The organism is Nonlabens tegetincola (genome assembly GCF_002954355.1).
Taxonomy (GTDB): Bacteria; Bacteroidota; Bacteroidia; order Flavobacteriales; family Flavobacteriaceae; genus Nonlabens; species Nonlabens tegetincola.
This window is the reverse complement of sequence record NZ_MQVV01000017.1, coordinates 151,064-163,742: the sequence shown is the minus strand read 5'-3', so window position 1 is coordinate 163,742 and position 12,679 is coordinate 151,064. Positions and strand designations below refer to the sequence as shown.

General features: G+C 35.4%; 12 protein-coding genes and 1 pseudogene. 10 read left to right on the top strand and 3 right to left on the bottom strand.

The window, feature by feature from the left end; all coding sequences use genetic code 11:
• The first annotated feature begins 39 nt into the window (after window positions 1-39).
• Both BST93_RS12335 and BST93_RS12330 read left to right on the top strand, forming a co-directional pair.
• Window positions 40-1,007, top strand: a pseudogene (locus tag BST93_RS12335) (NAD(P)H-dependent flavin oxidoreductase).
• A 49-nt stretch (window positions 1,008-1,056) separates the two neighbouring features.
• Window positions 1,057-1,626: a CopD family protein gene (locus tag BST93_RS12330; RefSeq protein WP_042277827.1), complete on the top strand. Its 570-nt coding sequence runs from the start codon at window positions 1,057-1,059 to the stop codon at window positions 1,624-1,626.
• A gap of 67 nt (window positions 1,627-1,693) precedes the next feature.
• Here the strand turns inward: BST93_RS12330 and BST93_RS12325 are convergent, their stop codons facing one another.
• Window positions 1,694-1,966: a heavy-metal-associated domain-containing protein gene (locus BST93_RS12325; protein WP_105019401.1), complete on the bottom strand. Its 273-nt coding sequence runs from the start codon at window positions 1,964-1,966 to the stop codon at window positions 1,694-1,696.
• Window positions 1,967-2,084: 118 nt separating this feature from the next.
• Between BST93_RS12325 and BST93_RS12320 the strand changes: the two genes are divergently transcribed.
• Entirely contained in the window at window positions 2,085-2,924 is an 840-nt protein-coding gene (locus tag BST93_RS12320; RefSeq protein WP_105019400.1) for a universal stress protein, read from the top strand.
• A gap of 2 nt (window positions 2,925-2,926) precedes the next feature.
• On the top strand, window positions 2,927-3,520 hold the full coding sequence (locus BST93_RS12315; protein ID WP_181072633.1) for a pyridoxal 5'-phosphate synthase: 594 nt from the start codon (window positions 2,927-2,929) through the stop codon (window positions 3,518-3,520).
• On the opposite strand, the gene BST93_RS12310 is transcribed toward BST93_RS12315, so the two are convergent.
• Together BST93_RS12310 and BST93_RS12305 are read right to left on the bottom strand one after the other, a co-directional pair.
• Entirely contained in the window at window positions 3,517-4,218 is a 702-nt protein-coding gene (locus BST93_RS12310) for a Crp/Fnr family transcriptional regulator (protein ID WP_105019398.1), read from the bottom strand. The genes BST93_RS12315 and BST93_RS12310 overlap by 4 nt on opposite strands.
• Window positions 4,219-4,326: 108 nt before the next feature.
• Window positions 4,327-4,548 carry a hypothetical protein gene (locus tag BST93_RS12305; RefSeq protein ID WP_105019397.1) on the bottom strand — a complete coding sequence of 74 codons (222 nt, stop codon included), beginning with the start codon at window positions 4,546-4,548 and terminating at the stop codon, window positions 4,327-4,329.
• 149 nt (window positions 4,549-4,697) lie between these two features.
• Here BST93_RS12305 and BST93_RS12300 point away from each other — a divergent pair, with 149 nt between their 5' ends.
• The 6 genes from BST93_RS12300 (at window position 4,698) to ccoG (ending at window position 12,605) form a co-directional block, all read left to right on the top strand.
• Complete coding sequence (locus tag BST93_RS12300; RefSeq protein ID WP_105019396.1) at window positions 4,698-7,160, top strand: heavy metal translocating P-type ATPase; 2,463 nt, start codon at window positions 4,698-4,700, stop codon at window positions 7,158-7,160.
• Window positions 7,161-7,503: 343 nt separating this feature from the next.
• Entirely contained in the window at window positions 7,504-7,659 is a 156-nt protein-coding gene (gene ccoS / locus BST93_RS12290) for a cbb3-type cytochrome oxidase assembly protein CcoS (protein ID WP_082586956.1), read from the top strand.
• 34 nt (window positions 7,660-7,693) lie between these two features.
• Window positions 7,694-9,892: a cytochrome-c oxidase, cbb3-type subunit I gene (ccoN, locus tag BST93_RS12285; RefSeq protein WP_105019394.1), complete on the top strand. Its 2,199-nt coding sequence runs from the start codon at window positions 7,694-7,696 to the stop codon at window positions 9,890-9,892.
• A 6-nt stretch (window positions 9,893-9,898) separates the two neighbouring features.
• Window positions 9,899-10,093 (top strand): CcoQ/FixQ family Cbb3-type cytochrome c oxidase assembly chaperone, encoded by a 195-nt coding sequence (locus BST93_RS12280; protein ID WP_042277839.1) that lies wholly within the window; start codon window positions 9,899-9,901, stop codon window positions 10,091-10,093.
• Window positions 10,090-11,061, top strand: coding sequence for a cbb3-type cytochrome c oxidase N-terminal domain-containing protein (locus BST93_RS12275; RefSeq protein WP_105019393.1), 972 nt, complete (start codon window positions 10,090-10,092; stop codon window positions 11,059-11,061). Before BST93_RS12280 ends, BST93_RS12275 begins: the two co-directional genes overlap by 4 nt.
• Before the next feature lie 125 nt (window positions 11,062-11,186).
• Complete coding sequence (gene ccoG, locus BST93_RS12270) at window positions 11,187-12,605, top strand: cytochrome c oxidase accessory protein CcoG (RefSeq protein WP_105019392.1); 1,419 nt, start codon at window positions 11,187-11,189, stop codon at window positions 12,603-12,605.
• The last annotated feature ends 74 nt before the right edge of the window (window positions 12,606-12,679 follow it).

Genomic DNA, 12,679 nt, shown 5'->3' with positions numbered 1-12,679 from the left:
CATGCATAATACTTATCTTTACCCAAAACAAATCTATTCATGAAAGCACAATCCTTAATTGATCAATTAGAATTGCCAGTGGTGGCAGCGCCGATGTTTTTAATTTCTGGTCCACAACTGGTTATAGAATGTTGTAAAAATGGAATAGTAGGTACTTTTCCTGCTCTTAACCAGCGTAGTAGTGAAGGTTTTGAAGAATGGTTGATTGAGATTAAATCTAGCCTGAAGCAGTGGGAAGAAGAAACCGGTAAAAAGGCAGCGCCGTTTGGGGTAAATCTTATAGTTCACGGTAGCAATCCTAGATTAGAGGCCGATTTAAGATTGTGTGTTAAACATCAAGTACCATTAATTATTACATCTCTAGGTGCAGTGAGTGAGGTTGTAAATGCTGTGCACAGTTATGGTGGATTAGTATTTCATGATGTTATTAAAAAACGTCATGCGCAAAAAGCGGCTCAAGCTGGTGTTGATGGTTTAATCCTAGTATGTGCTGGTGCTGGTGGTCATGCGGGAACTCTTAACCCTATGCCGTTTGTGAGAGAAGTAAAGGAGTTCTATGACGGAGCTATTTTATTATCTGGAGCTATGAGTTCAGGACAAGATGTAGCAAGTGCCATGCAAATGGGAGCCGATCTTGCTTATATGGGAACAAGATTCATTAATACCCATGAGTCTAAAGCTACTGATGAGTATAGGGAGATGATTATTCAATCTGGCGCTAGTGATATCGTTTACACGGCTGCTATATCAGGTGTGCATGCTAATTTTTTAGGGCTAGTTTACAAGCTGCAGGTATTACTGAAGAACAACTTAAGGCAACTGCCAAAATTGATTTTGGAAAAGAAATGGATACTGAGGCAAAAGCCTGGAAAACTATTTGGAGTGCAGGACAAGGATCTGCAACTATTAAGGATTCTATACCAGCTGGTGAACTTATAGATAGAATGAAATCTGAATTTAAAACGGCTATTGAAAAGCAAATAGAGACGCTCAAAAAGTACTCATAGAGCTATTTGAAATGATCGGTAACTGTTTTCATATTACCTTTGTCCTACTATGGAATTAGAGCCTGTTTTACCAGATTATTTTGAAAATTTCTATGGATATATTAAGTCGTTGCACTTGATTTTTGTTGTGACGTGGTTTGCGGCTTTATTTTATATTCCTAGACTATTTGTTTATCAAATTGAAGCTCATGATAAACCAGAGCCCAATAAAACGATCCTTTTAGATCAATTAAAAATTATGTCCAGAAGACTTTGGTTTATAATAGGATGGCCTAGTGCTATTCTTGCTACAACTTTTGCAATTTTGCTATTGTTGATAAGACCTTACTATCTAGAACAAGGGTGGATGCATGTTAAACTTGCCTTTGTACTTGCATTGATTATTTATCATATTAAGACAAATAGTATACTTAAAGAGTTAGATAAGAATGTGGTTAAGTGGACTTCAAACGGTATGAGGTTATATAATGAAGGTGCTACTCTTGTTTTATTTGCAGTAGTATTTCTAGTTATTTTAAAAAGTGCACTCAATTGGATTTATGGAGTAATAGGATTATTTGCACTTGCAGTGATTCTTATGATTCTTTTTAAAATCTACAAACGATATAGAAAAGCGTAATAAAAGCCGGTTGCTAGATCACGTTTACAACCGGCTTTTAAACCCTAAAAATTAACCTGTAATTATCTTACTCTTTGGATAACCTGCCCACGGCACATTGAATGTAGGATTTTGTTTTCTCAACAATGGTATTAGATTCACCACTGATTGGATAACCCATATCAGCTAGATTACTGCGTAATCCTTCCAATGCATTATGACTGGTGTATTCAAATGAAAGCTTACTAGATGGGACATCTAATTGAATGTTTTTTATTCCATCCAATTTTGATATACGTTTAAGTATAGCATTTTTACAACCGCTACATTTCAGGTTTTGTAACAATAAACTTGTTTCCATAAAGGATAATTTACTGTGTAAAATTAATTCTAGAATATTGGGAAAAAGATGATAATTGTCACCTTGAGAAAATTATATCAAGAATAATTTTGTTCTATAATTTTAAAACAGGTAGAGCATGAAATCCATTTTAATTCCGGTAGATTTTTCAAAAGAATCAGAAAAAGCATTACAAGTAGCAGCACGAGTTGCACATAAAATAAATGCAAAATTACTGTTATGTCACATGGCTGGTATTGAAGAACTAGTCATTAATCAAAACCAAGCACAAGCTGTTCAACAAAACATTTTTCAACTAAAACTAGCCGAGAAACAATTTAGTGAATTTACTGATAAGGAGTATTTAGAAGGATTAGTTGTAGAGCCAGTTTTACAAAAAGAATTGAACTTTGAAAGTATAGGTGAGTTTGCAAGCGATGTAGATGCCAGCTTAATAGTAATGGGTACGCATGGCGCAAATGGCTTCAAAGAGGTGATATCTGGTAGTAATACCGAAAAAGTGGTACGCAGCTCTCAGGTTCCTGTTCTAGTGGTCAAGGAAAACGACCTTAATTTTAATCCAGAAAAAATAGTACTGGCTAGTAACTTTGATGAAGAAGTGATTCCTGCCTACAAAAAAGTTCTAGAAATAGCTGAAATGTTTGAATCAAGAGTGGAATTAGTATACGTCAATTTACCTGGTTCAAACTTTAAGAGTACTAATGAAATGGATGAAATTTTACTCAATTTCTTTACAAAGCTTAATCATCCTGAACCACTGAGTGCTATCAAAAAAGTGAATCGAATAGCAGATTACAGTATTGAAGAAGGCATCATGTCTTACGCACAGCTTTCACAAGTAGATGTTATCGCTATACCTACACATGGAAGAACAGGTGTTTCTCGATTACTTAAAGGCAGTGTAAGTGAAGATATAGCAAACCATTCAATTTTACCTGTACTAACATTGAAATTGTAAAAGTGGACGATTGTAACCCTTTACAATTATTTCATGAATGGCTAGTTACCGCTCGGGATCATCCACATGTTCCCGAGTGTAATGCCATGAGATTAACAACGATAAGTAACGACCTTGAAATCAGTAATCGAGTAGTGCTTCTAAAAGAATACAATTGGAAAGGTCTTACTTTTTTTACTAATTACAACAGTAACAAGGCTATGGATTTAATATCTAATCCTAATTGCAGCTTGGAGTTCAATTGGCCTAATATCTCTAGGAGGATTATTGTAAAAGGTCTAGCTTCTCAAACAGAAAGTGAAATTTCTGACAATTATTTTTTCAGAAGACCTAGAGAAAGTCAATTAAGTGCATTGGCTAGTAACCAAAGTGCTATCATCTACTCAAGAAAATGTTTATTTGATAATCTTAATAAGGTTACTCAAATGAATGCAAATAAAGATATTGAGCGTCCAAGCCATTGGGGTGGAATTACTATCCGACCAAAGGAATTTATATTCATTACTTCCTTAAAGAGTAGGATACAAAAAAGCGAAATTTACAAGGTTGACCCTAATCACGTTTGGTCAAAAATAGATGAGTGGTGTTACAATTAAAATCCTTTACTCAATTTTAAGAGAGCGTTTTTATCGGTAATTTTAATACGCTTACCATCGGTAATAATCCATTCCTCCTTTTTAAAACTAGTCAAGGTACGTATACAGGCTTCTTTGGCAGTACCAACTACGTTAGCTATATCTTCTCTGGTTAGAGTCATAGAAATATAGCCTTCTTGATCAATTCCAAAATTTTTCTCTAAGTACATTAATGTTTCTGCAATGCGCTGCTTCACCGATTTTTGCGCCATATTTACAATTACATCATCAGCAAACTTCAAATCATCGGCCATTTGAATAAGAACAGCTTTTGTAAACTTTGGGTTGCGATTTATATTATTGATTAAATGTGTTTTTGGAATGTAGCACATTTCCATGTCATTTAATGCAACAGCACTTAAATTGGCCGATTCCTCGGTAATAACCGATCGCTGTCCTAATACTTCACCCTTAGTAGCAATTTTTACAATTTGGTCCTTACCGTTCTCACTAGTCTTGGACAATTTAGAAACACCATTTCTTACACAGAAAACGCCGTGTAGTCGCTCACCTTCAGCAAATATGACTTCACCTTTTTTAATAGATTTAGTTACTTTACTGTCACTTATTTCTTTGAGCTGTTCCTTTGATAAAGCCTTGAGAGAGTTAAGCTGTCTTATTACACAATTCTCACAACGACTTTCTTTATGATGATTCATATTATACTTGATCAAACAATGTGTAAAATTAATAAAACATCTACTAATGTTCAATTAAATAAAAATCAGGCGTACTACACTTGAACAACAAAACAGTAACAAAAGTTTTTATTTACCCAAGTCTGGGCGATCTTCATAGAAATCTTCAAAAGTTTTATCAGTCTCATAATCATCGGTCAAAATTTTATATACCATAGTAAGTAATAATAGTTGACCAATTAAGGTACCTGTAAAAATCCATTTAAAGGAAGTACCTAGTTGACTAGAAACGGTGAGGATTACTAATACTGCCGTCACCAAATAAACCCAAAATAGTGCATTAGTTTTCATAGAATTTTTGTTTTAAAATACTGAAATACAGTTTTTTAATTACTAATCATTTCATAATTTATTGTTCTAGGGTGACAAAAGTCACCGTTTTATTGCTTGTCTTGTGCTCACCTTTATCCCAGGTATAAGCAATTTTAAGAACTAGATAAATGGAAAAATGTTTCCACTGTGGTGATCCGTGTATTACGGGTGCTATTGAACATGATCACAAGGTATTTTGTTGTCATGGTTGTAAGACGGTTTATGATATTTTGAATGAAAACAATTTATCCTATTACTACGATCTTGAACAACATCCAGGAGTGAGTCCGAGAGATTTTGAAGGAAAATTTGATTTTTTAGAAAATCAGGATATTGTTAATTCCATTTTAGAGTTTAATGAACAAGATACACAAATTGTACAGCTCCTTATCCCTTCTATGCATTGCAGTAGTTGCATTTGGGTACTGGAACATTTGCATAAAATCAACCCAGCTGTTACACAATCTCAGGTTAATTTTCCTGAAAAAACGGTAAGGATAGTTTATCAACCAGAGCATCTTAATTTAAAATCTTTGGTAATACTATTATCTAATCTAGGATACGAACCTTACATTTCTCTTGAAGATTCAAAAAAATCAAAAAAAGTAAAAGACCGCAGTCTGATTTATAAATTAGGTGTAGCTGGATTTGCATTTGGCAATATAATGTTCTTGTCCTTTCCTGAGTATTTTGAAGTCAATGAATACTGGCTAGATCAATTTAAACATGTATTTAGATGGTTGATGCTTGCTTTTTCTATACCTGTGGTGTTTTATAGTGGTGTAGACTACTTCATTTCGGCTTTTAAAGGTATAAAATCAAGGATTTTAAATATAGATGTGCCTATCGCGATAGGGATAAGTGTACTTTTCTTAAGGTCACTTATAGAAATTATAATGGATTGGGGTACGGGCTTTCTGGATAGTCTTGCAGGACTCGTCTTTTTTCTTTTGTTGGGTAAATTTTTTCAACAAAAAACCTATGCCTATCTTTCGTTTGAACGTGATTACAAAAGCTATTTCCCTATTGGTGTTACAAAGATTGTAAAACCTCGGGAATGTGAAGAATTACGCTTTCGCGAAAGCGAGATCGACAACACAATAAATCAACCTAACAAGAGTAACCTAGACCGCGAGGTGCAAACGCCAGTTTATGAATTACAACCTGGTGATAGAATTCTGATTAGGAATGGGGAACTTATCCCTGTGGATGCTATTCTGATAAAGGGAAAGGCGCTTATAGATTATAGTTTTGTAACTGGCGAGGCACAGCCAGTGCCTAAACAATCAGGAGATAAAATTTATGCAGGTGGTAGGCAGGAATCTGGCTTGCTTGAGCTAGAGGTGATTAAAGGAGTCGAGCAATCGTATTTGACTCAATTATGGTCCAACGAAATTTTTAAAGAAGAGGATAGTACACGGTTACAATCTATAACTGATCGAATAAGTAAAAGATTTACAATTGGTATTTTAAGTGTAGCGATCATTGCTGCTTTATTCTGGTTGTTTTACGACAATAGTATGGCGCTTAATGTATTTACAGCGGTGCTTATAGTAGCTTGTCCTTGTGCCATTGCACTTGCCGCTCCTTTTACATTAGGTAATGTATTACGATTTTATGGTAAGGTAAAGCTATATCTTAAAAACAGTCATGTTATAGAAAAGATGTCTGAGTTAGATACCATAATCTTTGACAAAACGGGTACTTTAACCAGCGCTTCTAAAAATACAGTTCATTATGAGGGAATTGCACTGGATGATATGGAAAAACAATTATTGTCCAGTACTCTTAAGGCATCAAACCATCCCTTGAGTAGATCCTTATATAAAATTTTACAGGAGAATAACATTCAAACGTTAGACACTTTTCAAGAACATGTAGGACAAGGAATTACTGGTTCCATTGCATCTCAAACTATTAAAATAGGATCGGCGCGATATGTTGGTATTGATTCTTCAAATTCAATTGATGTAAGTGCCAGTAAAGAGACGGCAGTTCATATAGCAACAGATTCTTCTTATAAAGGATGCTACATTTTTCAAACAGAATATCGCCCTGGAATGGCTGAAACTTTTAAAGAACTTGAGAAATCATATCAAATTGTGGTTTTATCTGGTGATAATGAAGGTGAATTACAGGCTTTGAAAAAAATACTACCAGAAAGTACTCGCTTTTTATTTAATCAAAGGCCTGATGATAAAATGCGATTTGTAAAAGAATTACAAAATAATGGTAGCAAAGTAATGATGATAGGAGATGGTTTAAATGATGCAGGAGCTCTTAAACAAAGTGATGTGGGTATCGCCATATCTGAAAATGTAAATGTTTTTTCTCCTGCATGTGATGGTATCATCGATGCTTCACAATTTCATTTTTTACCTCAGTATTTACAACTAGCTAATAAGGCAAGATCTATTATTTCATACGCTTTTATCTTTTCATTACTCTATAATCTTATAGGCTTAGGTTTTGCTGTAACCGGTCATTTGAAACCAGTTATTGCTGCTATTTTAATGCCTTTGAGTTCCATAAGCATTGTGGTGTTTACCACCTTGTTTTCTTATTACGCTTCAAATAAAATCAAACCATAATTAAATTATGAATAACCAATTATCGATACTCGCATCTAAGATACAGGCACTGAGAACACAGTGTTATGTTTCTCGGGAGAAGTCAGACCTTGTTCCTGAATTGGATCAACTGTCTTCCCAATATTTTTTGCTGCAACAAGAACTACTTCAAATAAAAAACTCATTGCTACTCCAAGAAGATGTCGCAATGTTAAACCAATGGACCAAACTGCGCTATGAAACTCAACTTATAGCCATGTATGCATTTGTTTAAAACAACAAAAAAAGATAGGTATTAAGTGACAAAAGTCACCATTTCAAGGTGGCATCTAGATCTAATTTTACCGTATAAAATAAGTCAGGTATGAACATCATTTATTTATTACTAGCCATAAGCGTGGTTGTTGCTATAGGATTTTTTATAGCCTTTGTGATCTCTGTACGCAGCGGTCAATATGACGACACGTACACACCATCAGTTCGCATGTTGTTTGATGATGAAGATGTGCTTCAAGACTAAAATGTAATTTTTAAAACCACTAATTAATTCAAGTATGGAACTGCAACAATTTTACTACGATAACAAGATTGTACGCAAATTTATAGTCGCAACTCTAGTTTGGGGTGTCGTAGGTATGAGTGTAGGGTTATTACTCGCATTCATGTTCATTTTTCCTAATGTAACCGACGGTATTTCATGGCTAAGCTTTGGTCGGTTAAGGCCTCTTCACACCAATGCAGTGATATTTGCATTTGTAGGTAATGCAATTTATGCAGGTGTTTATTACTCTACCCAACGACTGCTAAAAGCTCGTATGTGGAGTGATTTTTTAAGTAATTTCAATTTTTGGGGATGGCAACTTATTATTGTTGCAGCGGCTATAACCTTACCATTAGGTTATACAAGTTCCAAAGAATATGCCGAGTTGGAGTGGCCTATAGATATTGCAATTGCAATTGTGTGGGTAGCTTTTGGAGCAAATCTTATAGGAACTATACTTAAAAGAAGACAACGACATTTGTATGTGGCTATTTGGTTTTATCTAGCAACATTTGTTACTGTTGCGGTACTTCATATTGTTAATAGCATGGAGCTGCCTGTAACCTTTTTAAAGAGTTATTCAGCCTATGCAGGTGTTCAGGATGCTCTAGTTCAATGGTGGTATGGTCATAATGCAGTTGCTTTTTTCTTAACTACACCTTTCTTAGGACTTATGTATTATTTTGTTCCTAAAGCAGCCAATAGACCAGTGTATTCATACAGGTTGTCCATAGTCCACTTTTGGTCTTTGATTTTCATCTACATATGGGCTGGTCCTCACCATCTGTTATATTCTGCACTACCAGATTGGGCGCAAAATTTAGGAGTAGCTTTTTCAGTAATGTTGATCGCTCCATCATGGGGTGGAATGATAAACGGACTGCTTACGTTACGCGGTGCATGGGATAAAGTGCGCACTAGTCCAGTACTTAAATTTATGGTGGTAGCTATCACAGGATATGGTATGGCCACATTTGAAGGACCTATGTTATCGCTTAAAAACGTTAATGCTATTGCCCATTTTACCGATTGGATTGTAGCTCACGTACACGTAGGAGCTTTAGCCTGGAACGGTTTCCTAACCTTTGGTATGATATATTGGTTAGTGCCTAAACTGTTCAAAACAAAATTGTGGTCTAATAAATTAGCAAATGTTCATTTTTGGATAGGTACATTAGGAATCATGCTTTATGCATTACCCATGTATGTAGCTGGATTTGTACAGGCATTTATGTGGAAACAATTTAATCCAGACGGTACCTTAGTTTACGGTAATTTCCTAGAGACTGTAAATGAAATTATGCCTATGTACTGGATGCGTGCTATAGGAGGAAGTTTATATATAGTAGGTGCGTTAGTAGGAGTCCATAATGTGATTATGACAGCTCGTTCTGGTAAAAAAGTTACCGATGAACTTGCAGAAGCTGCGGCTCTACCTGCTGTAACCTCTAGTAGAACTGCCAAAGAAGGATATCACACATGGTTAGAAAGAAGACCAGTCAAATTGACTATATACGCTACAATAGCAATTTTAATTGGTGGTGCAGTCCAAATTATACCTTCCTTACTGGTTGATGATTACGTTCCAACTATCTCGAGTGTAAAACCATATACACCTCTTGAGCTAGAAGGTCGTGATATATACATACGAGAAGGTTGTAATAATTGTCACTCTCAAATGGTACGTCCTTTCCGTAGTGAAGTTGAGCGATATGGAGAGTATGCTAAGGCTGGTGAATTTGTATATGATCACCCATTTCTTTGGGGTAGTAAACGTACAGGTCCTGATTTGCTTAGGATAGGAGGGAAATACAACGATAATTGGCACTTTAATCATATGTATGATCCTCAAAGTACATCAGATGGTTCCATAATGCCAGCTTATAAATGGTTAATCACATCAAAACTTGATAAATCAAATACCGAGGCTAAAATGGAAGCCATGATTTCACTAGGCGTTCCCTATACACAGGATGATGTAGATCGAGCTCAAGAATGGATGGACGAACAAGGTAGTCAAATACAAAGCAACCTATCTGAAGATCCAGATTTCTTAAAAACTTACGAGGCAGATAAAACTAGAAAGCAACAACAAGGTGAGGAGTTTGTAGAAATTAAAGATCGTGAGATAACCGCTCTTATTGCTTATTTACAGCGATTAGGGACTGATATAAAAGTTATAAGTAACGCAGCGCAAACTGCATCAAATTAATAAGTCATGCTCAAGTTTGTAAAACAAAATTTAGAACAGATTGATGGGGTAAGTATTTATCCCATGATCTCCTTACTCATATTCTTCGTCTTTTTTGTAGCACTCTTCTTTTGGGTAGCAACAGCAAAAAAGCAACATATTGAAGAGGTGAGTAACATACCCTTAGATGATTCTTTAACTACAAATATTAATAAACAATGAGAACCTTATCATCCTATATAAGAGTTGGTGTTTTTGCAGTCGTTGCATCAGGCTTGCTCATGTTTGTAGCTTCACCAGACCAACCATTTTCAGCATTTGAAAAAGTATGGTTTTGGCCGCTGGTTGCACTTTTGATAACACTTATGATTGCCGGTGAGGCCAGTATTTCAACTTTAAAAGCGGTCCTATACAACACCCTTGATAAAGAAGCAAAAGAGCGCTATGACCTTGCCGAAAAAACACGTAAGGAAAATCAATTTGCTAGAATAAAAAGAGTGTATAAAAAATCTCTAGATAGCAAACCTATTGAAAGCGAGCATGAGATTGTACTCGATCATAATTACGACGGTATACAAGAATTAGATAACAACTTACCACCATGGTGGCTTTACATGTTTTATGCAACTATCATTTTTGGTGTAGTTTACTTGGCGCGATTCCATGTATTTAATGAGTATGACCAAGCATCAGAGTTTGAAACTGAAATGGAAATTGCTCGAGCACAAGTAGAAGAATGGAAAAAAACGGCAAAAGATCTAGTAGATGTAAACACAGTTACATTATTGACCGACGCAAGTGATTTAAACGCTGGTAAGGAAATTTTTAATCAAAACTGTGCTGCATGTCACAAGGTTGATGGTGGTGGTGGAATAGGTCCCAATTTAACAGATTCCTACTGGATACTTGGTGGTGGCATAAAAAATATTTTCAATACCATTTCAGAAGGTGGTCGTAGTGGCAAAGGAATGGTGCCATGGAAGACTGAACTTAAGCCAGCACAAATTGCTCAAGTAGCCAGTTATGTCATGCAGTTTGAGGGAACCACACCAGCCGAACCTAAAGAACCTCAAGGAGAAATATGGAACAATCCTGATGCTCCTGATAAAATGATAATTGAAAATCCAGACAAAACGATAGTAACCGATAGTTTACAAAATAGTGTAGTAACTAATTCAAAATTTAATTAGGAAGTTTCCCAAAGTCCTTGGGACTTTGGGTCGGGCTTTCGACTATATCTCTTGCTACCACAAGAGGATGCCGTCTCAATCCCTAACTCAAAAGTATCCTAGTTCTTACGAATAAAATAAATAGTATGAAATCGCCAGAAGCTGAAGTTTTTAGAGACAGTATAAGCACCGTTACCCAAGACGGGAAACGCGCATGGATATTTCCTAAAAAACCTTCTGGTAGGTATTACAATTGGCGTAAGATTGTAAGCTATTTTCTGCTTACGATATTATTTATTTCTCCTTTTATCAAGATAAATGGTAATCAGTTTATCATGATAAATGTTCTTGAAAGAAGGTTTAATATTTTTGGTCAACCATTCTGGCCTCAAGATTTTCACCTAGTAGTCATAAGTATGCTTATAGGTGTTCTTTTTGTGGTGTTTTTCACTGTAGCCTATGGTCGTATTTTTTGCGGTTGGATATGTCCTCAAACCATTTTTATGGAAATGGTATTTAGAAGGATCGAGTACTGGATTGAAGGCGATCGTGGTAAGCAAATTCGACTGAAAAAAGCTCCATGGAATGCCGAAAAAATTAAGAAAAGAGTCATTAAATGGATTGTCTTCTTTATTATTTCGTTTTTAATAGCTAATGTTTTTTTAGCTTATTTGATAGGTAGTGATCAATTACTTAAGTATATGATTGATGGACCCAAGTACCACCTAAGCACATTTATTTCATTATTAATTTTTACAGCAGTTTTTTACTTTGTCTTTGCTTGGTTTAGAGAGCAAGTATGTGTTATAGCGTGTCCTTACGGTAGATTACAAGGAGTTTTATTGGATAATAAATCTATAGTAGTAGCTTATGACTATAAGCGAGGTGAAAAAGAAAAAGGGCGAGCAAAGTTTAAAAAATCAGAAAATCGTGAAGCCAGTGGTAAAGGAGATTGTATTGATTGTGCACAGTGTGTTCATGTTTGTCCGACTGGTATCGATATAAGAAATGGTACACAACTGGAATGTGTCAACTGTACCGCATGTATCGATGCCTGTGATAGCATGATGGAAAAGGTGGGATTGCCTAAAGGTCTCATACGCTATGCAAGTGAGGAAAATATAGAGAAAAAAACAAAATTTGAATTTACTCCTAGGCTTAAAGGTTATAGTGTGGTGCTAGGTGTATTAATTGCGGTGCTAGTCGGTATGTTGTTTTTACGTAATGATATTGAGGCTAGAATCCTACGTCTACCTGGTCAATTGTATGAGCATAAAGAAGGTAGTAATATAAGTAATGTTTTTACCTACAAATTAGTGAATAAAACCACTCAAAATATTGAGGATGTTAGCTTTAAGTTATTATCGCATGACGGTTTTATAAAAGTGGTGAATGATGAGGTTAATGTACCAGCGCAAGAGCTCGCAGAAGGGACATTGTTTATTGAAATTGACTCAAACTTACTTAAAGAAGAAAAAGATAAAGTTGAAATAGGTATTTACAGTGGTTCACATTTAATTGAAACTACAACAACTACCTTTTTGGGACCTAGAAGTTTTAATTAAAACGCATGAGGGATAGTAGTGAAAATCCCGCAGCTATGGTTATACAATAACTAATAGCGAGGAATTGTAACGTA

Coding starts and splice junctions, on each gene's coding strand:
- BST93_RS12330 (WP_042277827.1), top strand. CDS start 1,057: ATGGAATTAGAGCCTGTTTTACCAGATTATTTTGAAAATTTCTATGGA.
- BST93_RS12325 (WP_105019401.1), bottom strand. CDS start 1,966: ATGGAAACAAGTTTATTGTTACAAAACCTGAAATGTAGCGGTTGTAAA.
- BST93_RS12320 (WP_105019400.1), top strand. CDS start 2,085: ATGAAATCCATTTTAATTCCGGTAGATTTTTCAAAAGAATCAGAAAAA.
- BST93_RS12310 (WP_105019398.1), bottom strand. CDS start 4,218: ATGAATCATCATAAAGAAAGTCGTTGTGAGAATTGTGTAATAAGACAG.
- BST93_RS12305 (WP_105019397.1), bottom strand. CDS start 4,548: ATGAAAACTAATGCACTATTTTGGGTTTATTTGGTGACGGCAGTATTA.
- BST93_RS12300 (WP_105019396.1), top strand. CDS start 4,698: ATGGAAAAATGTTTCCACTGTGGTGATCCGTGTATTACGGGTGCTATT.
- ccoS (WP_082586956.1), top strand. CDS start 7,504: ATGAACATCATTTATTTATTACTAGCCATAAGCGTGGTTGTTGCTATA.
- ccoN (WP_105019394.1), top strand. CDS start 7,694: ATGGAACTGCAACAATTTTACTACGATAACAAGATTGTACGCAAATTT.
- BST93_RS12280 (WP_042277839.1), top strand. CDS start 9,899: ATGCTCAAGTTTGTAAAACAAAATTTAGAACAGATTGATGGGGTAAGT.
- BST93_RS12275 (WP_105019393.1), top strand. CDS start 10,090: ATGAGAACCTTATCATCCTATATAAGAGTTGGTGTTTTTGCAGTCGTT.
- ccoG (WP_105019392.1), top strand. CDS start 11,187: ATGAAATCGCCAGAAGCTGAAGTTTTTAGAGACAGTATAAGCACCGTT.